Source organism: Phormidium tenue FACHB-1050 (assembly GCF_014696925.1).
GTDB lineage: Bacteria > Cyanobacteriota > Cyanobacteriia > Pseudanabaenales > Pseudanabaenaceae > Pseudanabaena.
In genome coordinates this window covers 1-21997 of sequence record NZ_JACJQY010000019.1, presented here as the reverse complement: position 1 = coordinate 21997, position 21997 = coordinate 1, and the positions used below count along the sequence as shown (strand labels likewise).

At 40.8% G+C, this 21997-nt stretch carries 18 protein-coding genes and 1 pseudogene; 10 read left to right on the top strand and 9 right to left on the bottom strand.

The window, feature by feature from the left end; all coding sequences use genetic code 11:
* Positions 1-332 precede the first annotated feature (332 nt).
* The 5 genes from H6G05_RS12840 to H6G05_RS12820 all read left to right on the top strand — a co-directional run bounded on the left by H6G05_RS12840 (position 333) and on the right by H6G05_RS12820 (position 7086).
* Positions 333-1178, top strand: coding sequence for a phosphatase domain-containing protein (locus tag H6G05_RS12840; RefSeq protein WP_190578556.1), 846 nt, complete (start codon positions 333-335; stop codon positions 1176-1178).
* 324 nt (positions 1179-1502) lie between these two features.
* Positions 1503-4145 carry an alanine--tRNA ligase gene (alaS, locus tag H6G05_RS12835; RefSeq protein ID WP_190578555.1) on the top strand — a complete coding sequence of 881 codons (2643 nt, stop codon included), beginning with the start codon at positions 1503-1505 and terminating at the stop codon, positions 4143-4145.
* A 32-nt stretch (positions 4146-4177) separates the two neighbouring features.
* The gene (locus H6G05_RS12830) at positions 4178-5251 is read left to right on the top strand and encodes an AAA family ATPase (protein WP_190578554.1); all 1074 of its coding nucleotides are present in this window, start codon (positions 4178-4180) and stop codon (positions 5249-5251) included.
* A 6-nt stretch (positions 5252-5257) separates the two neighbouring features.
* A complete protein-coding gene (locus tag H6G05_RS12825) occupies positions 5258-6196 on the top strand; it encodes a hypothetical protein (protein WP_190578553.1) in 939 nt (312 codons plus the stop codon).
* Positions 6197-6258: 62 nt separating this feature from the next.
* A complete protein-coding gene (locus tag H6G05_RS12820; RefSeq protein WP_190578552.1) occupies positions 6259-7086 on the top strand; it encodes an ATP-grasp domain-containing protein in 828 nt (275 codons plus the stop codon).
* A gap of 46 nt (positions 7087-7132) precedes the next feature.
* Here the strand turns inward: H6G05_RS12820 and H6G05_RS12815 are convergent, their stop codons facing one another.
* The 6 genes from H6G05_RS12815 to trpC all read right to left on the bottom strand — a co-directional run bounded on the left by H6G05_RS12815 (position 7133) and on the right by trpC (position 11604).
* Positions 7133-7279 (bottom strand): chlorophyll a/b-binding protein, encoded by a 147-nt coding sequence (locus H6G05_RS12815; protein WP_126388604.1) that lies wholly within the window; start codon positions 7277-7279, stop codon positions 7133-7135.
* A 543-nt stretch (positions 7280-7822) separates the two neighbouring features.
* Entirely contained in the window at positions 7823-8266 is a 444-nt protein-coding gene (locus tag H6G05_RS12810; RefSeq protein WP_103669609.1) for a photosystem I reaction center subunit II PsaD, read from the bottom strand.
* A 301-nt stretch (positions 8267-8567) separates the two neighbouring features.
* Positions 8568-8969 carry a Holliday junction resolvase RuvX gene (gene ruvX, locus H6G05_RS12805; protein WP_190578551.1) on the bottom strand — a complete coding sequence of 134 codons (402 nt, stop codon included), beginning with the start codon at positions 8967-8969 and terminating at the stop codon, positions 8568-8570.
* A gap of 171 nt (positions 8970-9140) precedes the next feature.
* Positions 9141-10019 (bottom strand): alpha/beta hydrolase, encoded by an 879-nt coding sequence (locus tag H6G05_RS12800; protein ID WP_190578550.1) that lies wholly within the window; start codon positions 10017-10019, stop codon positions 9141-9143.
* 33 nt (positions 10020-10052) lie between these two features.
* Positions 10053-10700, bottom strand: a complete 648-nt coding sequence (locus tag H6G05_RS12795) for a type I restriction endonuclease subunit R (RefSeq protein ID WP_190578549.1) — start codon at positions 10698-10700, stop codon at positions 10053-10055.
* A gap of 34 nt (positions 10701-10734) precedes the next feature.
* Entirely contained in the window at positions 10735-11604 is an 870-nt protein-coding gene (trpC, locus tag H6G05_RS12790; protein ID WP_190578548.1) for an indole-3-glycerol phosphate synthase TrpC, read from the bottom strand.
* A gap of 176 nt (positions 11605-11780) precedes the next feature.
* Here trpC and H6G05_RS12785 point away from each other — a divergent pair, with 176 nt between their 5' ends.
* Positions 11781-13613 carry a hypothetical protein gene (locus H6G05_RS12785; protein WP_190578547.1) on the top strand — a complete coding sequence of 611 codons (1833 nt, stop codon included), beginning with the start codon at positions 11781-11783 and terminating at the stop codon, positions 13611-13613.
* Between the two features lie 132 nt (positions 13614-13745).
* On the opposite strand, the gene H6G05_RS12780 is transcribed toward H6G05_RS12785, so the two are convergent.
* Together H6G05_RS12780 and H6G05_RS12775 are read right to left on the bottom strand one after the other, a co-directional pair.
* Entirely contained in the window at positions 13746-15713 is a 1968-nt protein-coding gene (locus tag H6G05_RS12780; RefSeq protein ID WP_190578546.1) for a CHASE2 domain-containing protein, read from the bottom strand.
* A gap of 444 nt (positions 15714-16157) precedes the next feature.
* Positions 16158-17165, bottom strand: a complete 1008-nt coding sequence (locus tag H6G05_RS12775; RefSeq protein WP_322096363.1) for a type I glyceraldehyde-3-phosphate dehydrogenase — start codon at positions 17163-17165, stop codon at positions 16158-16160.
* Positions 17166-17651: 486 nt separating this feature from the next.
* Between H6G05_RS12775 and H6G05_RS12770 the strand changes: the two genes are divergently transcribed.
* From H6G05_RS12770 to H6G05_RS25855, 4 genes and pseudogenes are all read left to right on the top strand, one after another.
* The gene (locus H6G05_RS12770) at positions 17652-17822 is read left to right on the top strand and encodes a hypothetical protein (protein WP_190578544.1); all 171 of its coding nucleotides are present in this window, start codon (positions 17652-17654) and stop codon (positions 17820-17822) included.
* 88 nt (positions 17823-17910) lie between these two features.
* Positions 17911-19806 carry an HsdM family class I SAM-dependent methyltransferase gene (locus H6G05_RS12765; protein WP_199310505.1) on the top strand — a complete coding sequence of 632 codons (1896 nt, stop codon included), beginning with the start codon at positions 17911-17913 and terminating at the stop codon, positions 19804-19806.
* Between the two features lie 75 nt (positions 19807-19881).
* Positions 19882-20472: a Uma2 family endonuclease gene (locus tag H6G05_RS12760; RefSeq protein WP_190578543.1), complete on the top strand. Its 591-nt coding sequence runs from the start codon at positions 19882-19884 to the stop codon at positions 20470-20472.
* Positions 20473-20474: 2 nt separating this feature from the next.
* Positions 20475-21026 (top strand): annotated as a pseudogene (locus tag H6G05_RS25855) (restriction endonuclease subunit S); the annotation flags it as partial.
* Between the two features lie 380 nt (positions 21027-21406).
* On the opposite strand, the gene H6G05_RS25850 reads toward H6G05_RS25855, so the two are convergent.
* On the bottom strand, positions 21407-21976 hold the full coding sequence (locus tag H6G05_RS25850; RefSeq protein WP_322096362.1) for an IS630 family transposase: 570 nt from the start codon (positions 21974-21976) through the stop codon (positions 21407-21409).
* Between the last annotated feature and the right edge of the window lie 21 nt (positions 21977-21997).

The window sequence follows — 21997 nt, the reverse complement described above, 5'->3', positions numbered from 1 at the left end:
TAAAATACTTAATTTTTTAGGAAATACAGTGTTTGAAGATTGTAGAGAGGCGATCGCCTAAACTCACATAATTTCTTCAGCCAAAAGTTCACCTGTAAACCGTTCATATTCATCTTCCAGAAAATACGACAAATTCACTCATTTATATCTCCATCAATCACCCAGTCTTCGCCTTCTGCAACCCAGAATTCATCAGTAGTTAATGTTTGTTCTGCTCATTCCACATCAGGATACTCATCTAGTCGCTCAGAAATTGCTGGATTTGATGATGGGGGTGAAGCGATCGCGCGATCGCCAATATAATCAATGAAAACAAAAACTGACGGGAATATATGTTGACAGTTTATTTCACAATTGGGTTGCCTGCTTCTGGTAAATCCACATGGGCTAAGGCAAAGGTGGATAAATCACCCAATGCAATTAAGCGGGTTAACAAAGACGAACTTCGCGCCATGCTTGATAATTCTTCCCATTCCAAAGGCAATGAAAAATTTGTCTTAAACATACAGGATCTGATAATTAAATCGGCGTTAGAGGAAGGTAAGCATGTGATTGTCGATAATACACATCTTGCACCCAAACATGAAGCACGGATTAGAGAACTGATTAAAGGCTTAGCGGTTCTAGAAATAGTAGACTTTCGCCATGTACCTCTAGAGACTTGCATTGAGAGAGACTTAAAGCGGTTTAACTCAGTCGGCGAGAAAGTAATTCGCTATATGTACAACCAATTTATCGCACCACCTAGAAAACCCAAACCTGCTTATAATCCAGACTTACCCGATGCAATCATCTGCGATTTAGATGGAACTATTGCTTTGATAGGCGATCGCAGTCCCTATGATGGTGCTAGCTGTGAGAAAGATTTAGTAAATGAGCCAGTACGCTCCATTTTGCAGACATCAGGAAAAGCGATCGTGTTTGTTTCTGGGAGGGAAGACAAATACAAGCCTCAAACTCTGGCATGGTTAGAGAAGCATGGGATCAAATTTGAGAATCTCTATATGCGAAAGTCTGGTGATATGCGAAAAGACAGCATTGTCAAGCAGGAAATTTATGATCAATTTATTCTTGATAAATACAATGTTGCTTTTGTGCTGGACGATCGCGATCAAGTAGTTAGAGTTTGGCGAGATCTGGGTTTAACTTGCTTACAGGTTGATTATGGTGATTTCTAGATTTGATAGTTTCCAAAGTAAGAGTGGCGGCGCTTTGCGCCGCCACTCTTACTTTGGGTTTTGATTTTTCTTGTATGGCTATAGCAATAATCACCAAAGTTTTGGGCAAAGCTGTCCTAATCGTTATAATACAATTAGGAAATTATTAAAATTTGTAAGAATTTATATAGGTTTGCCCAATATTAAGTACCTTGGCATAACTAAAAACCAGATCTAAAGTGTGGCGCACGCACGGCGTGCGCCACACTTTAGGTACTTATCATGTTGCAAACTTGCTAAGTTTCCCTGAACATTTATCTGCTGTCTGCATTACTCTAAACTTTTATGGCTAGCCTTCCCTCTCTTACTGGTGCTGAAATTCGCTCAAAGTTTCTCAATTTCTTTGAGGATCGTGGTCACAAGGTATTGCCTAGCGCCTCACTCGTACCTGCTGATCCCACAGTACTATTGACGATCGCGGGAATGCTACCATTTAAGCCAATTTTTTTAGGACAGCAAGAGCCTGAAGTTCCTCGTGCCACCACATCCCAAAAATGTATCCGCACCAATGACATTGAGAATGTGGGCAGAACAGCACGTCACCATACCTTTTTTGAAATGTTAGGCAATTTCAGCTTTGGTGATTATTTTAAAAAAGAAGCGATCGCTTGGGGATGGGAATTAGTAACTAAAGTATTTCAGCTACCGCCTGATCGCTTAGTGGTTAGTGTCTATCACACCGATGAAGATGCTTTTGCGATTTGGCGTGATGCGATCGGCATTCCTGCTCATCGGATTCAGCGCATGGGTGATGATAATTTTTGGGCTTCGGGAGCGACAGGACCTTGTGGACCTTGCTCAGAAATCTATTATGACTTTCACCCTGAATTGGGTGATGATGCGATCGATTTGGAAGATGATTCAAGGTTTTTAGAGATTTACAACCTTGTGTTCATGGAATTAAATCGCGATGCCGATGGTAATCTGACTCCATTAAAAAAACAGAACATTGACACAGGCTTGGGCTTAGAAAGGATGGCGCAAGTTTTGCAATGTGTTCCCAATAATTATGAAACGGATTTAATCTTCCCAATTATTAAAAAAGCTGCGGATATTGCAGGAATCGATTATCACAAGAGTGATGAGAAAGTAAAGACTTCGCTCAAGGTAATTGGCGATCATGTACGCTCGGTTGTGCATATGATCGCTGATGGCATCAATGCCTCAAACGTCGGACGTGGCTATATTATGCGTCGTCTCCTACGTCGAGTAGTACGTCACGGTCGCTTGATTGGCATCTCTGGTACATTTGCGTCTGAAGTTGCCGAAGTAGCGATCGCCCTTTCCGAATCGGTTTATACCAACACTCGCGAAAGAGAACAAGTGATCAAAGATGAAATCAAAATTGAGGAAGTCCGCTTTTTACAAACCCTAGAGCGTGGTGAGAAGTTACTCGAAGAGATTCTTTCTAAACCTGAAGTCAAATCTAGCAAAACTATTTCGGGTGTGGATGCTTTCACTCTCTATGATACCTACGGATTTCCGCTTGAGCTAACTCAAGAGATTGCCGAAGAGGTCGGCTTTACCGTTGATGCCGATGGTTTTGAGATAGAAATGAAGAAGCAACAAGAGCGATCGCAAGCTGCCCATGAAGATATTGACCTTATGGCAAAGGACAACTGGGCAAATATTGCTAAAGAGATTGGCAAAACTGAATTTCTAGGCTATGCAGAACTTATTAGTGCTGCAACGGTCAAAGCAATTCTTGTGAATGGTGAACTCGTAAAAACTGCGATCGCAGGCAGTAAAGTCCAAATCGTTTTAGACCGTACACCATTCTATGCTGAGTCAGGTGGACAGGTTGGTGATACGGGTTATCTCGCCATTGGTGAAGCGATCGCCAAAATCAGTGATGTTCAAAAACAAGCCGATTTGTTTATTCATATTGGACAAATTGAGCGTGGAGAAATTACTGTTGGTGATAGTGTTAATGCTCAAATTGCCGTATCTGAGCGTCGCCGCATCCAAGCCCACCACACCGCTACTCACCTCTTGCAAGCAGCACTAAAGAAAATCGTTGACTCTAACGTTTCTCAAGCAGGTTCTTTAGTTGATAGCGATCGCCTTCGGTTTGATTTCAATCTCAATCGTGCGGTTACAACTGAAGAAATCCATCAAATCGAACTCCAAATCAATAACTGGATCGCTGAAGCCCATGATTCTGTAATCGAAGTATTGCCGATCGCTCAAGCTAAAGCTAAAGGTGCGATCGCCATGTTCGGCGAAAAGTACGGCGCAGAAGTTCGCGTGATGGATATTCCTAACGTATCGATGGAACTCTGCGGCGGTACACACGTTAAAAACACTAGCGAAATCGGCGTATTCAAAATCATTGCTGAGGCTGGTGTTGCTTCTGGTGTGCGCCGCATCGAAGCGATCGCAGGTCAAGCAGTTTTGGAATATTTAACAGTGCGCGACAATATCACCAAGGACTTAAGCGATCGCTTTAAGATTAAGCCTGAAGAAATTAGCGATCGGATTACAGGACTGCAAAACGAGTTAAAAAATTCTCAAAAAGAAATCGAATCTCTCAAGCAGCAACTAGCTCTAGTCAAAGCTGATAGCCTCCTCTCGGAAGCAGAACCCGTTGGCGCATTTAAAATTCTCATTGCTCAACTTCCCGATATCGAAGCAGAAGCCCTCAAAGCGGCTGCCGAAAAACTATCAGCGAAGTTAGGGCATAGCGCAGTGGTGCTTGGCTCCTTTAGCGAAGATGGCAAAGTCACACTTGTCGCTTCTTTCAGCAAAGAAGTGATTGCTAAGGGGCTACAAGCTGGCAAATTTATCGGTGCGATCGCCAAGATTTGCGGCGGCGGCGGTGGTGGTCGTCCGAACCTTGCTCAAGCAGGTGGGAAGGATGCAAGCAAGTTGCCAGAAGCTCTAGAAGCGGCGGAAGCTCAGTTAAGACAAGCTCTTGGTAATTCTTAACAATTCCCTTAAGTCAAGATAGAAGTCTAACCATGAAATTACACTCGTTAGAAATTGAAAATTTTCGAGCCATTAAACATCTTGAATTAGATTTTACTGACGAACTATCAAGACCAAGATTAATGACTTTAATTGTTGGTCCTAATGGTTCTGGGAAAACTTCTATCTTTGATGCTATTGATATTGTTGTCAAAACCTTTGAAGATCCACAAAACCCAAATCCTCAACTAAGAGATGGATTGATTTTTTCTCCTCAGCAAATTGTAAGAGGAAAAGGATATGTTGCAAATATAGGCTTTGAATATTCAATAAATAAGTATGAAGCAGAAGTAATTAAAAAAATTTATGCTGATCTTGGCACTTCTGCTTTTTTAGAAGAGGAAAAAAAATTCCCCGTACAGGATAGTCTGAAATTTACTTGGTTTTTTCCTCCATCACAAATCATGGAGCGATTTAAGACTTTTGATTGTGATGAACCAACTGATTTACATAATATTTTAGGCGCAAGAGGAAAAGCTCGAAAGTCTATTGAGAGAAAGCTAGAATCTGAGAGCATTTTTGATAAAGTTGGTAGTGTTTGTTATTTAGATCAAAGGCGCACAGTAAATCTAGAACATAGTATTTTCAACAATAGAAATCATGACGAATTAGAACATAATGGGGTTCTTTCACTGCTATATAAATACTATTTTAGACATATCACGTGGAATGAGGATAAATTTGGCGAGTCCTATTGGAGTAGAATTAAGCGGTTATTTAACAAAATTTGCTTTCCAGCAGAACTAGTTCGTTTTGAATCTGGACCTGATTTAGATACACTTATTTTGAGAAAAAATCAACTTGAATATGATCTATACCAAATGAGTTCTGGTGAGCATCAAATTTTGCGAATCTTAGTGGGTTTAACTTCGGCGATCGCAAAAAATTCAATTGTGTTAATTGACGAAATCGAACTTAATCTGCATCCTACTTGGCAAAAAAGATTAATTAGAGCATTGAGAGAAGATACGGATAATAATCAATATATTTTTACTACTCATTCACCTGATGTGATTGGTCTTTTCTATGACTCAGAAATTATTCATCTTGGGAAATTGTCAGAGTAGTTAATAATGAATATTAAAGACGACACTCTATATATCCTAGTTGAAGGAGAACCAAATAGCCCTGAAGTTGAATCATTTGGTCGTCTTTTATCATCAGATATTAGTACAGTAAATTATGAATTTATTGAAATTGGTGGTAGTAGCAACTTTAATACAGTCGCAAAGCTAATATATAACAAAGTAAAAAACAGAGAAAATTCTATTCATAAAGTAATTCCTGTATTAGCGATCGCAGATCGTGATTTTCGTAAATCATCAGAGGATAACATTGCAGACAATATTTTGATTGAAAGAAACAAAGCAAAAATTATCTATTGGGAACGCCATGAATGGGAAAACTTTTTACTTGATGAGCTTGATGTAATCACATCTTTCTTGAACCAACTACCAGATAAATCATTAAACAATAAGCCTACAAAGCAAGTCATAACTCCGATAACAGAAGGATTTATCAATGATTTTTTATTACAGTATTTTCAAAATCAGGTCCAAAAAGAATTTATAGAATGTATTAGATTTAGATTTCTACATTCAGATAAATTATATCCTAAATTAGAAATACCCAAAAATATTACAGGTATAGACGATTTAAGAAAATGGTATATATCGCAAATAGATGAAAAATCTCAACAATCTAAAAACAAAATAGCAAGCTGTGCTGCTATTTTTGATCAAGTTTTAGAAGAATATAATTGGAGAACTTGGATTGAAGATCCACAGTCTTTACTACTAGAGGATTGCAAACAATATTTTCGTGGAAAGGAAGCCTTTACAAACCTCCTAAACCACTTGTCAAATGAATTCAAAATCTATCATCTTCATGAAAATAGATTAAAAGAGCGTATTCTCAGAGATTTAGAAAATAGTAAAGAATCGATTCTAGTTTCTCAGATTAATAAACTACTATCCCCTTACTTAGGAAAAGCTAGGGAGATTTTAGAATGACAAATAATCATTCTATTCAATTCCTAATGTCTGCACATAGCTATTTATAGGATTAGAGGACTATGCTAACAAACATTAAAATGATGATTGAAGCTTGCAAAAATTCATCTATCTCCTATGAGATTTTGCATCCTAATCAAAACTTAGTCAAAGTCATAATTAGCGATCGCGACTATTACTTTACTAACTATTCAACGCCATTAACACCTCAATCTGTCGCTGAAATTTTTAAAGATAAGCAGTACTTTTATCAAGTCTTCCAAGATGTAGTGAAGATGCCACATACTATATCTTTCATTTCTCCCTATTGCGATGAGAAATATAAAGAGTATTTACAATTTTCTTCTATAGATGAAATTATTGCTGAAATTGAGAAAAAATTTGAGCTTCCCATTATTCTCAAAAGAAATCGGGGATCGGGAGGAAGCAATGTTTTTAGATGTCATGATCCACAGCAAATGCGAAAGGCTCTAGAGTATATATTCAATATCAACTCTAAAAGCTATGACTATATTGCACTTGCCCAAGAGTCTATCAATATTGTCAAAGAATATCGCTGCGTATGTCTCAATGGTGAACAAGTGATTTTGTATGACAAAGACTTTTCGCAAGCAAAATTTACTGGCAATCTTAGTCCTCTACATTGGGAAGGGGCGATCGCTAAACAAGTAAGCGATTCTCAAGTTATTCAGGCGATCGATGAATTCATTAAACCAATTTTTCAGAAAATGGCGATCGCCTATGTGGGTTTAGATGTTGCTTTGGATGATCTGGGGAGTTACTGGTTAATCGAAGCGAACTCACATCCGAACTTTGATATTTTTATTCGTGATAATGGTGAAGATGCAATTATCAAGCTTTTTCAGAAAATTCTAGAATATTTAGCATAAAAGAAGGGGTCGGTGCTTAGCACCGACCCCTTCTTTTAACTAAAAACTATAGCAAGCCGATTTGAGAAAGGATACCTTGACCAGTGAGCAACTCTGTCGCTAAACCGATAACGAAGCCAAGCATTGCAAGACGACCGTTCCAAGTTTCAGCGAAGTTGTTAAAACCAAATTTAGGCTCTGTAGTGTCAGACATTGCAATTATCTCCTGTGTGTTTTGATTTCTAGACTTTAAAAATCTTTGCTTGAATTAATAATACTTTATATTTCTTAACAAGCTATACCACCAAAGATAGATTCGATAAAGCTATCAGAGTTATTACGAAAGCAAATAGGGAAAAAGGGGCTTAAGCCCCTTGTTTAACAAGCCACTCATCTTCTCCCTCAAGAATCAGTGTTGCGGTGCTTCGCGCCGCAACACTGATTCTTGAGGGAGAAGGGACGCGATCGCGACAGCTTTTGGACTACTTTGAGACTTGCGCCAGTGGAGTATCCACAAAACAAAAGCTGCCGAAATCATGCGATCGCGACAGCTTTTGGACTACTTTGAGACTCGCGCCAGCGAGTATTCACAAAACAAAAGCTGCCGAAATCATGTGTTCTCGACAGCTTTTGGACTACTTTGAGACTCGCGCCAGCGAGTATCCATAAAACAAAAGCTGCCGAAATTGTGCGATCGCGACAGCTTTTGTAAAAAATAAAAATAAATGAGAGCGATAGTAATAGCCAAAGCTATTAATTAGACATCGTAAGTAGCCTTACCTGTAAACTTGACGCTTATAGGATTAGGGTTATCACCAATCTTGCGGCTGACGCTATTAGCGGCAACACGACCAGCATTCACCTTCTCAGGGAATACACCATCGCTAGGATGTAGATAAACTTGGTCGCCATTAGGAAATTCGCGCCAAATTTTGTAATTGGTGATCTTAAATTTACGCAACTGTGTACCCAAAGCAAGGGCTTGCTCTTTCTTAGCTAAGTAAAGCAAGTTGTCGCCGCTGACCATAGTTGCAGCGCCGCCTGTGGGCATTTCAAATACTTGCTCTTTGGGGCTATTCCAAGAGATTAAGTACTTTTCTTCGGTGAAAGCGGAGTTGAGCAAACCACCTGTGCTACCACCCCAGATAGGGGTTTTGCCTTTAGGGGCAGGTGCAGTAAAGGTTGCTGTTTCTTCTGACATTGAGATGTTCTCCCAAATTGCGTATATGCTTTTGATATCAAGAGCAAAGATATCATTTCTATATACCCCTGCTTCAAGCTTACTTAACGTTACTTTACGAAGCTTGACAAAACTTTTAGAGAAAAACCCAAATAATTTTTAATAAGACTGGCTTTTCCTGTCTTTATTGCTGTCGCCAAGTGTATGAGGACAAAAGCAAAACCCAAGAAGAGAATGGCGGCGCGAAGCGCCGCCATTCTCTTCTTGGGTTTTGTCCTAACACAATCGACGGCAGCTATATTAAAAATTATTTGGGTTTGAGTCATGAACTAATTAGACGACTGAGATACCGCTCAATCAAGATGGCGGCGACAATGTCATCAATGGGGCGATCAGGCGATCGCATTCCGAGGGGGACTAACTTCATTAAGCCTTTAGCTGGATAAATTTGCCAAAACCTTTGACGCGCCTCTTCGCTGCTAAAACGCTCATCTACGGTGATAATTCGTAAATCAGGGAATGTGGATTGTAGTTCAGCTTTCCATTGCTTAGAGGCGGTTTGATCGCCCATGATCATCAGAGAAATAGGATAGCGAGCTAACAAGTTACCGACTTTAGCGATCGCTTCGGCACTAGGGATAACTGCTTGAAAATGTAGCTTACGATCTAAGCCCATGACAGCAACACCACATTTTTGTTTTCCTGGATCGAAACCTAGCAGCACAGATAGATCTTCCTAAATTGATAATTCGTAACTCTTAAATACCAATCCATAAAAGTGTGATCACACTTTTATGGATTAAAACTCAAACCAAGTAATGTCTTTCAAGCTAAGAAATGGTTTAGCCATTTCTTAGCTTGGGATAATTCGTAATTTTTGGTTCGCTGTTCACGATTATATACTTTGGATAAATTCGTTAACCCCATTACGATAGGTCTCGAGGGAATCTAGAAAGCCACTGTTATGATCGCCGCGTAGTTTGACTAACTTTTTAGGCTGATTGGCTACTTGAAAGTTGCGCTCGCCATGGTGAAAGGGGATGATCTCATCATCGATGCTATGAATCACTAAAACAGGGATTTTAATGCTGGGCAATCGGTCGATGGAGTTGTAGGAAAATCGTGACAGAAATCGAATTGGCATAAATGGATAAAGCTCAGCCGCGCGATCGCTAATTGAGGTAAATGTTGAAGCAAGCACTAAACCACCTGCATTATCGTTGCCGTTTTGTTGCGAGTTTTTCTGGGCTAAGTAAGAGGCGATCGCGCCACCCAGAGATTCACCATAAATAATAATTTTTTGTGGAGGGATTTGTCTTTCTTGGGTCAGGTATTGCCATGCAGCTTCAACATCTGCATAAGTTCCTTCTTCGGTAGGAGTTCCCCCACTTTTGCCATAGCCACGGTAATCAAACAGGAAAGTTGCCAGCCCTAATTCTCTAAAAATCGGTAAATAGCTGATGCGGTTACTAATATTGCCACCATTGCCATGACAAAATAAAATCACTCCTTTGCCAACTAAGTCATTATCTTTAGCTGGTACAAACCAACTATCTAAGTTGACATTGTCTCTGGTTGTAATTTGAATATTTTCAAACTTTATACTAAGTATTTCAGGTGTTTCTATGACATCTTTACTAGGCATAAAAACTAAGTTTGATTGTCCAAGATATAAGGCGATCGCTAAGCCAATATAAGCAAAGGCAAGAATGCGAATAACTGGTAGTAAAAACTTCTGAAATATTTGAAATAATAATTGTAAATTCTGACTCATATTTCCTCTAGCATTAGCGTTCAGATAGCAAAGTTATTGAAATAATTGAGAGATTTTCTTAAGGATTTGGAGTACAGATAAAAGTTCATTAGTTCTGCGGTTATATAATGAGAAATCATTAGAAAATTGATACTGCATAACTTCACCTTTCATGACTTTAAGAAACATTGAAAATCCACCATTGCTAATAAATCCATAGGTTGGCTGTGATTGATTAGGGCTATCTAGCATATAGGTAAGAGCCTGAGCCATGCCTGACTCAATGCTAAATGCTTGTCCTTTTGATTCAATGACTAGTACCCACAGTTTTTTGTGAATTACGAGTGTATCAATACGTCCTTGATAGATAGTTTCTTCATTCTCATCAAATTCTATTGATTCAAGTTGAACAGGATATTCGGCTCTGATGTCAAAAGGCGGATCGTAAAAGCCAGCCATTTCGAGCAAAGGGGCGATCGCGATTTGATTAACCAGACCTTCGCTAATATGTCCATGATGGCGATGGTAAAGATAGCGTTCTTTTAATAAATCACAACGTTCTTTTTCTACTTCAGTTAACTCTGGTAAGTCTTCATACCATTCACTGAAGAAGCGATCGGTAATAGCTTGCTGTGCCGAAAATTTGGTTTCTACTTCTAGCAAACTATTAACATATTTAGAAATTGCTAATGTCGTTACCATCGCCTCTAGCCCTTATTTTTATATCTAGTGTGATCTAGCCTTTTATTAAATTCTTAACTGCTGCTTCAATATTTTCTTGTTTGATTAAAGATTCACCTACTAATACAGCACTCGCACCACAACTTTGGACAAAATCTAAATCTTGACGGGTATAAATACCAGATTCACTGACCCAGAGATATTTATTCCTAGTAGCTGGATCTAGTCTATCCATCAAAACTTTGGTCTGCTTAAGCTCGACGACAAAGTTTTCTAGATTGCGGTTGTTAATCCCGATTAAGCGCACATCAGGAATTTGTAAAACCCGATCTAGTTCCGCTTGCGTATGCACTTCAACTAGAGCTGCCATTCCTAATTGGTGAATCAATGCTTGAAATTCGGTTAACTCGGCATCGGTGAGAATTGCGGCAATTAATAGGACGGCATCCGCGCCATGCGATCGCCCCCAATAGATTTGATAGGGGTCAATAATAAATTCTTTACAAAGTAAAGGTAAATCGACGACTTGACGGACTAATTGCAGATTCTGGAATCCACCTTGAAAAAATTCTGAGTCCGTTAATACTGAGAGACAACTTGCGCCACCAATTTCGTATGCTCTTGCGATCGCTTGAGGATCAAAATCTTCACGAAAGACACCTTTGCTAGGTGAGGCTTTTTTAACTTCGGCGATCAATGCGGGTTTGGTGCGGGAATTTTCTAATCTGCCATAAAAATCTCGCGGAGGCTGGACATTTGCAACTTGAGATTTCACAACATCTAGGGATGCATTGACATACATCTGGGCAACCTCACGCTCCTTTTGCCAGACAATTTTTTCTAGGATATTTTGAGGCGCATCGTTGAGCGCGGCGATCGCATAGCCTTTGTTTCTAGCGGTTTCAGATTGGCGACGTACTTGCATTGATGAAAACAATTTTGAGCGTGAAAGGTATAACTTTTAGCATAAAGCAATTTATCAAAAAGCCGCCTAAGGTTACGCTTTAGCAAATTGCTTTATAAATTATGAGGTTTCTTTACAAGCAAAGCGCTCATTTTTCGGTATATTTGCCTGTGTAATCTGAGTTGAGCATAGTTTTTATGAGCGCGATCGCAAACTCTAACCAACCCGAAGACAAGCCAAAGACTTCGCGAGTTTCATCTTATTGGCGAAATATCCCTTGGAAAAAGTTATCCAGTTTGCTGATGGCGATCGCCCTGTGCTTTTACCTCACAGCTTGCGGAGGTGATAATAAACCAGTTAGTAAAGCTCCAACAGCCACAGTAGTTTCTAACATCAATATCACCGAAGTTTCACCTCCTACTGAAATTCAACGCCTCGGTCGCCTGCTTGAGCGCTATACACCACAAGTCAGCATCGTTAGCCCCAAACCTGATGAAGTGCTAAACGATACTCAAGTGTCAGTCAAATTTGATGTAAAAAATTTACCGATTTTCAAAAATGCTGATTTTGGCTTGGGTCCCCATATCCATGTGACTTTGGATAACCAAGAATACAAAGCAGTTTACGATCTCACTCAATCCGCAACATTTGATCACCTCAGTGCAGGAACCCATACAATTCGCGCCTTTGCTTCCCGTCCTTGGCATGAAAGCTTCAAAAATCAGGGAGCATATGCCCAGACTACTTTCCATGTCTTGACCAAGACAGGTGAAAATACGCCAGAACCCAAAACCCCTTTGCTTACCTACAGTCGTCCTGTGGGAACCTATGGGGCAGAGCCAATCATGCTTGATTTTTATCTGCAAAATGCACCTTTGCATTTACTTGGCAAAGATGAAGAGGCGATCGATGATTGGCAAGTTCGCGCCACCATTGATGGAAAAAGTTTTACCTTCGATCGCTGGGAGCCTATCTATCTCAAAGGTTTTAAAACTGGACAAAACTGGGTAAAACTAGAATTGCTAGAACCAGATGGCGATGCGATCGCCAATGTGTTTAACAGCACTGCTCATTTGATTAACTATCAACCCAATGGTACTGATACCCTAGCGCGTCTAGTCAGTGGCGAAAAGATTGCCAATATTGAGGCGATCGTCAATCCCGACTATGTGCCACCTGCCCCTGAAGTAACACCTGCACCTGTCGAGTCAGCAAGTCCAGAACCTGCCGCTATCACGCCTACAGAAAAGCCCGCAGAGACACCTAAAGCTGTAGTTCCTAGCCCTGCACCCGCAATCAAGGAAGAGACTAAGCCCTCAGTAGTACCTGTGATTCCTGTAGTTCCAGTTCCTGTGGTTCCAGTTCCTGTGGTTCCAATCAAAACAACTCCCGAAGCGATCGCCCCTATTGCGCCAAAACCAGCACCAATTACTGAACCCATTAAGAGCAAATCTACCCCTGTAGTAGAACCAGTCAAGGTTGCACCAGTGACTGCTCCAGTAATTACTAAGGTTGTCCCCGTTAAGGTTGCACCAGTTGCAGAGCCAGCCAAAGTTACCCCGCTCAAAGTCAAAGCTGCTCCTGTAGTAGAAACCACGAAGCCAGTTACACCACCAGTCAAGGTAAAAACCGCACCTGTTGTCGTGCCAACCAAGGCGATCGCTCCTAAAGTAGTAACTCCTCCAGTGAATTCTGTAGTAACTCCTCCAGTGAATTCTAAGGAATCAACTAAAGATACAACTCAAGTAACTCCAAAAGCTGAAACAGCCAAAGATGTCTTGCCTGAAAAGGAGCCTAAGACGTTCAAGCCAACTTCTGCTCCCAAGGATGTGTTCAAAAATTTCAGCAACTTTGATCCACGTAAATTTTTCCCAGCCAAAACTGAAGAGACAAAGCCTGAATCTAGTTCTCCTGATACTAAGGAAACCTCAGAAGCTAAACCTGAGGCTAAGTCAACAGACAAACCTCCCGCATTAACAGATTTGTCAACAACCACATCAACACCAGTTAAAGTGTTAACTAAAAAATAAATTATATAGCTGTCGCCATTCTTGTTAGGACATAAAAACCAAATAGTGTGAGGCGGCGCGAAGCGCCGCCTCACACTATTTGGTTTTTGATTTGTCTAGCGAGGTACAAAGGGCGGCGCGAAGCGCCGCCCTTTATTTATTTTCAGCAAAGCCCGTTGGACTAAGTTGATTAGTTTTCTTTTGGATATCTAATACACGGTAAATTCCTGTTTCTTGGGTTTTCCCTTTGAGAGCAAATTTACCTACAAACTCGGTCTGGAAATTATTATCTAAGCGTCGATACGTCTCTTCACTAATCAAAATGTGATGCGGTCCACCATCAACTTCTTTATTAAAGCTTTCCAGACGCGACGCAACGTTAACCGCATCTCCTAATACAGAATATTCAAGACGCTCCGAACTTCCCAAACTTCCTGCAATCACCAGCCCAGAATTAATGCCAATTCCTGTTGATACGGGAGGTAGTCCTTGGGCTACCCATATATCATTCATTTCTGCTAACTTACGGGCGATCGCTAAAGACGCAGCAACCGCAGATTGAGCATCACGGGTACGCTCCACTTCATTGCTATGGGGAATCGGTACACCAAATACTGCCATCACCGCATCACCAATATACTTATCGACCATCCCTCCGTAGGCTAAAACTTCGTTAGCGATCGTACCCAAATAATTATTGAGCCAATTTAGTGTCTCCCCAGGAGCTTGGGCTTCCGCCGCCGTACTAAAATTTCGCATATCCGTAAACAAGACCGTCACATATACTTCTTGTCCAGTGATCCGTCCCTCTTGCAGAAATTTTTCACGGTTTGACCAAATAATATCGGCTAACTCCTTAGAAACATGTCGCGAAAACAATCCCATCAACACTTTGCGTTCTGATTGTTGAATCGCAAGCTGATAAGCCATCACAAGTACATTTGCTGAAATCAAACCTAATAGGGCAGGGAATAAGGGAATCCACAAAGCCTGACCAAAAGCAAAATAGCTAACCCAAACTAAGCCCCCAGCGAAAATAATTAAAAGTCCAATATTTTTGCCAGCATGGGAAATAAATGCTGCCATCGCACCACCAGCGATCGCCCAAAATAAAATCCAGATATTTTCGAGTTCATTTGACCATACCTGAATAAAACGGCGATCGTCTAAAGTACTACTAATCAACTGGCTGACAATATTTGCATGGATTTCGACTCCATACATCACCTCACCCTCAACATTGACAGGTGTAGGAAAGCTATCTTTAGTACTTTCGGCGGTTACACCAATTAGGACAGCGCGATCACGAAATTTTTCAGGAGCAACACGTCCCTCCAGCACGTCAGTTGCGCGAATATGCTCGAAAGATCTTACTTTGCCCCGATAGCGAATCATTATTTGATATCCACTATCATCCTCTTTACGATATGCCCCGTAATTTGCCGTTAATCTGGGAATAATTTGGTTACCAGCCTTAAACTGAATTGCTTCGGGATTAAATTCAATGCTTTTGTTGTGTAATTTTTTTAGATATAAATTGGCGATTTCAAAGGCAAAAGAACCTGAATCTCCGACTATTGAAGCCCGCCGTACAAGCGCCCCTTTGTCCTTAGGTAAGTTTACATAGCCATGGGCGCTAATTTGTTCGAGATCTTTTGCAGGATCGACATTACTTCTACCTGCTACTGTGGCAATAAATTTAGCGTTGACTACATTTCCTGCATTCTTAATTGCGGCAACTAACTCATCACGACCTTCTAATACAGGTAAATCTAAATATTTATCAACGCCGATCGCGGCGGGTTTGGCTACGGCAATTTGATTAATCAGTTTGGCAAATAAGCGATCTGAAATCGGCCATCGCTCACCATATAGTTTAGAAAAGTCTTGAATATCCGCTTCTGAAATTTCGACAATGACCACGCGCCGATCTTGAGGTTCATGGAGTTGCGATCGCATCAAACTGTCATAGACCCAAAGCTCAACTTCCTTAAAAGCTCCGCTTTCTCTCAATCCTAAAACGCCCAGTGAAAACGAAAAAGTAATCAATCCAGCGACTAATTGCTGATGATTGCGTTTACAGAACGCTCCGAAATTAACCAAAGCAGAAGGTATTTTCATTGCGATTGCCGATGAGAAAAGAGTGCTTTGTTATTTTTTGAAGAGAATCGAGGAGTTTTTACAACAATAGCAACTGAATCTTAATTGTTTGCGATTATGTAATGTAACTTTTATACCAAAACACAAAATGGCTTAGCCATTTTGTGTTTTATAGCTGTCGCTAAGTGTATGAAGACATAAAACCCAAGGAGGGAATGGCAGCGCTTCGCGCCGCCATTCTCTCCTTGGGTTTTGCTTTTGTCCTAACACAATCGACGGCAGCTATAAAACCCTTACTGGATTTGGTTTTTAATTGACAAAATTGTGACCACATTTTTGTCTATATTTTTGTTAATTGGTATTACTCAATCTAACCGCATCGCTCTATATCCATACATCAGCGAAATTGCGTGAACTCAACAAAAAAGAGGCGGTGCTTTGCACCGCCTCTTTTTTTTGAAAAATTTATTTCCAGTTTTTAGCTACAACTTCGGCTAAATCAACAACACGTTGGCTATAGCCCCACTCGTTGTCATACCAAGCTACAACTTTCACCATGTTGCCACCCATAACCATAGTTAGAGATGAGTCAACAATCGAAGATGCATCAGTACCACGATAATCAATGGAGACCAAAGGCAATTCGTTGTATTCCAAAATGCCCTTCATGGAGCCTTCAGCAGCAACGCGGAATGCTTCGTTCACTTCTTGAGCGATCGTGTGCTTTTCAACTTCTACTACAAAGTCTACAACCGAGACGTTAGGAGTAGGAACACGCAAAGCAATCCCATTCAATTTACCAGCTAGCTCAGGTAGTACAAGAGCAACTGCCTTAGCTGCACCAGTTGATGTTGGCACAATGCTCAAAGCTGCGGCTCTCGCACGACGCAAATCACGGTGGCTAGCATCTAGCAAACGCTGGTCACCAGTGTAGCTATGGGTAGTAGTCATTACACCCTTAACAATACCGAAGTTCTCTAGAATGACTTTAGCTACAGGTGCTAAGCAGTTGGTGGTGCAGCTAGCATTACTGATGATGTGATGAATGTCGTGATCGTACTTATCTTCGTTTACACCAACTACAAATGTCCCATCTTCATTTTTGCCAGGTGCTGTAATCAAAACTTTCTTAGCGCCTGCGCCAATATGTCTACCAGCACCAACCTTGTCAATGAATACACCTGTAGATTCAATAACTAGATCAATACCCCAATCTTTCCATGGGAGGTTGTCAGGATTGCGATCGGAGACTGTTTTGATGGTTTTACCATTGACAGTAATTGTGGTGTCATCAGCACTAACTTCGCCAGCAAATTTGCCGAGCATGGAGTCGTACTTGAGCAAGTGAGCGTTAGTTCTGGGATCGGATGTATCGTTAAGTCCAACTAATTCTATGTTTGTTTCTGAGCGACCAGCCCAACATCTGAGAAAGTTACGTCCGATGCGTCCAAATCCATTAATCGCTACCCTGATAGTCACTTCTTATCGCCCTTTATATAAATTTAACTTTTTACTTTAATCTGATGCTTATGATACCGAAAAACCGTCACCAATTTATTGTCTATTCAAGCAAAATTTTTTTACTGCTACGATGACATTGTTTGTGCAGCCACTTGCAAAGACTAAGCCATATTTCAGGTTTATGAGTTGTTTTTGCCATTGGGTTTATAGCTATAGCCACCTGTATCAGGACAATTCAAAACCCAAATAGTGTGAGGCGGCGCTTCGCGCCGCCTCACACTATTTGGGTTTTATGTCTTAACAAGAATGGCACAGCTATAGCGATCGCATTGCTACTCCCTTCTCAGTCTAAAAATGGACATTAAAACCCAAAGATTAGCGGGGATGCGCTTCGCGCATCCCCGCTAATCTTTGGGTGGGACGGGAGTAAAAAAAGATTTTCCCCTTTTGTTGACATAATGGGGGCATCCAGCTAAAACTTGAGCGAAAAACAGCTACATGGCAACGACTAATATCCTTCAATACGAATCAACGATCTGGGCAACAGCGGATCTGCTGCGGGGCTGTGGGATTAAGGAGTCTGAATGGCCGTCTTTCATGATGCCTTTTTTTGCTTTGGTGATGATCGAGAGTCGTTTGATTAGAATGTTATACCAAAACACAAAGTAAAGACGACAGATGGTTATTAAAAAATGCTCGTAAACCCAAACCAATATTTAGAGTGTGAAAATCCCATCTGTCGCCCTATCTAAGTGATTTGGTATTAGATGAACTGACTGCCGAAATTGGGGCGGCGGAGTTGGCGGAGCTGGATGCAGAGGATCGGATGACGCTAATTCAAGATCGGGGTCAAGGCTATAACAAGTTTATTTTTGAGAAGAATCAAACGCTCAAAGATATTTGCCAGAATGATAAATCTTTTAATATTGATTTTGAGGCTTATTTGCGGGGATTTGATGGTGAAACTAGGGATTTGCTGGGTGTAGATGCGACTGAGGGGGAAAAGTTTCTCGATATCAAGGGGGTGATTGCGAAGCTGAATGCCAAAAAAGTTTTGCTGGGCTATACGAAGGAATGGAGCGGTATTGACCTAAAACCGTTTAACAACTCGGAAATTACGACTTTAGAGGAGCATATCAAGAGGCGTTGGGCGGATATTTCGGCAGAGACGGCGGGGGAACAGTATACGCCTGATGACGTGATCGGGCTGATTGCGGAAATTATTGCCTCAAAGATTGAGGATAGCGATCGCCTTTTAAAAATATATGACTGCACCTGTGGCGGTGGAAATTTGCTGTTTGGGGTGGAGGATCGGATTAATGCCAAGGTAAAGCGACTGACGCAGACTTTTGGACAAGACTGGAATGATGCATTGTATGCGTTGGCAAAGATTGAGAGTCGGTTTCGGTTGGATTCCAAAATTTTGCATGGCAACACGCTGACGGATGACAAGTTTGACGATGGTGCGTTTGATGTGGTGATTGCCAATCCGCCCTATGGGGTGAGTTGGAAAGGTTACGAAAAAGCAATTAAGGACGATAAGACACAGCGCTTTAAGTATTTGCCGTCGATTTCGGATGGTCAGTTGTTGTTTATGCAGCATTTGATCTCGAAGCTGAGTGTGAATGGTATGGGTGTGGTGGTTCACAATGGCTCGACGCTGTTTAGTGGGGATGCGGGTTCGGCGGAGAGCAATATTCGCAAGTGGATGTTGGATATCGATATTGTGGAGGCGGTGATCCAGTTGCCGACGGATGAGTTTTTTAATACGGGAATTTATACTTATCTGTGGGTATTGAATAAGCGCAAGTCAGGCGATCGCCTAAATAAGGTGATGCTGATTAATGCGAGTGAAAAGTTTAAGCCACTCAAGAAAAATAAAGGCTCGAAGCGCAAGGAAATCGATGAGGCAAGCCGCTTGGAGATTGTGGAAACTTTGGCGCGGTTTGTGGACAATGACTATGCGCGGGTGTTTGACAAGGAGTTTTTCTATTTCAATAAGCAGGGGATTATGCTCACGAATGTGGATGAGCAGGGCAGGAGTTTTGCGAGTCACCTCAAGGATGGTAAGACCAGTCTCAAGCTATCTCCGATCGCGTTAGATAATGGGGTGCGATCGCTGACTGAGTTTACGATTACCGATTCTGATGATCTCTTAGCATTTTATGAGCAGGACATTAAGCCGTTTATTGATTCGTTGGATTATAAGGATCAGCCGTTGGTGGTGACGACGGATAAGGGTGTTTATAGTTTTGATAGCGATCGCGAGACAATCATCAAACAATCTGGGGCAAAGCGTGAGGAGTTGGGCTGTGGGAAGTTTGTGGTGAAGGCGGCTTTTAAAAAAGCGTCTAAAACTCAGGCTGAACGGATTGAGATTACGGTGGAGTTAATGCCTGACTATCAGAAGGATTATGAGATTATTCCCTTTCATCGTGATGAGGTGGTAAATCGAGAGGCGATCGCGGCGTTTATGGCGAAATATATTACGAAGCCGTTTGAGTATTTGGAGAATGTGGTGGGTGTGGAGATTAATTTTAATAAGGTGTTTTATAAGCCTGAAAAGTTGCGATCGGTTGAGGAGATTTTAGGTGAGATATCGGTGTTGGATAGGGAGTTGAGGGAGTTGGAAAAATTGATAATTGATAATTGATAATTGATAATTGATAATTGATAATTATCAATTATCAATTATCAATTTGAGTAAAGTAAATGTTTGGAGGTTTAGATGATTGCTTTAAAAGAACATTTTCCGAAGTTCACTCCAGAAGAATACTTCGCATGGGAGGAACAACAATTAGAACGCCATGAATACATCGATGGTGAAGTTTATGCAATGAGTGGTGGCACGATCGATCATGGGAGTATTGCTGGAAACTTTCTGGTTTTACTTAAACCTCATCTGCGAGGAAGTGGCTGTAAAACACTTAATTCTGATTGTCGAGTAAGTATTGTCGGCGCGACGAAGTATGTCTATCCTGATATCAGTGTGACTTGTGACGATCGCGATAAAACCACGAGCCAATACATTACCTATCCTTGTCTGATCGTTGAGGTCTTATCGCCCAGTAAAGAAGCCTATGACCGTGGCAACAAGTTTAAAATGTACCGTCGTAATCCAAGTTTACAAGAATATGTTTTAGTCAGTGTAGATGCGATCGAAATCGAGTTATTCCGTAAAACTGAAACGGGTGATTGGCGGATTATTAATTATCAAAAAGGGGATGCGATCGAGCTAAAAAGTGTTAATTTCACCTGCCAGATTGAACAGGTTTATGAGGATGTAGTATTTAATGGAGAATTAATAATGGAGAATTAACAATGAATAATTATCAATTGTCAATTAAAAATTATCAATTATATAAGGATAGTGGAGTCGCGTGGTTGGGCGATGTGCCTGAGCATTGGGAAGAAAGGCGGGTTAAAGATATTGCTACTTTAGAACGTGGAAAATTTACTCATAGACCTCGAAATGATCCACAAATGTATGATGGAGTTCATCCATTTATTCAAACTGGTGATGTTGCTAGAGCAATTAAATATATTAATGTCTACAAACAAACTCTAAGCGATAAAGGAACGACTGTAAGTAAGAAATTCAAAAAGGGAACTTTAGTAATGGCTATTGCGGCTAATATTGGAGATGTTGCAATAGTTGATTTTGATACCTATTTCCCAGATAGCATAGTCGCTTATAAACCTAAAAATAATGATACAGATTATCTATTTTATTTATTTTCTGCTACGAGACATGAACTAGACAAAGTAAAAGTTACTAGTACTCAAGATAACTTGAATTTAGAAAGATTAAATTCATTAATTAGGTTTATTCCTCCTATCTCAGAACAAAAATTGATCGCAAATTACCTAGATACAAAAACGGCGCAATGCGATCGCAAAATTGATCTACTCACCCAAAAAGCAACACAATACGGCAAGCTCAAACAGTCTCTCATCAATGAAACTGTGACTCGCGGGCTTGATAAGTCTGTGCCGATGAAAGATAGTGGTGTTGAGTGGATTGGGGATGTTCCTGAACATTGGCAATTAAAACGACTTAAAGATATTGGCACTAGTATTATCGGTATTACCTATGCGCCTGAAGATGCTTTAGGAGATAAAACTAGTGGTTTACTCGTTCTCAGATCTTCCAATATTCAAAATGGACAATTGAGCTTATCAGATACTGTCTATGTAAACAAAAAGGTTAATCCAAGGCAAATAGTGAGAAAAGGGGATATTCTTATACCAAATCACAAAAGAGAGGCAACAGATAGGGCATCCAGTATGGAATCTCTACCGACAAGAGAAGCAATTACAGATTTAGTCATTTCGGAGAGACGATTCTTGACCAAAAGCCGCAACTCATCCATATTTTTGGGTAAAGAAAATCTCAACCCTTGCTTCAAATGTAGCCAAACCCGCTCAATTGGGTTTAATTCTGGAGAATGAGCAGGCTGAAATATCAAAATGATATTGTGAGGCAATCGTAAACGCTTAGCCCGATGACAACCAGCTTGATCAACTTGCATGATAATTATGCTATCTGCAAATTTCTCTGATACAAGGTCTAGAAATATTTGAAAACAGTCAGTGTTGAGATGACTAAATTCATAGAAAAAGCTTTCTCCCGTCGCAGGTTCGACGATGCCGTATAGCCATGTAGCCTGAAACTGCCACTGGACTTTTGCCTTGGGTTTGACCCCACGAGCCGTTATTTTACGACCACTGATGGTTTTCAAGCCAATCCTTGTTTCGTCTTGACAAAAGAATCGGACTTTTCCCGTTAATCCCAACAAGGTCACGGCATACCATGCCACCATGGCTAGGTTATCCGAGAGTTT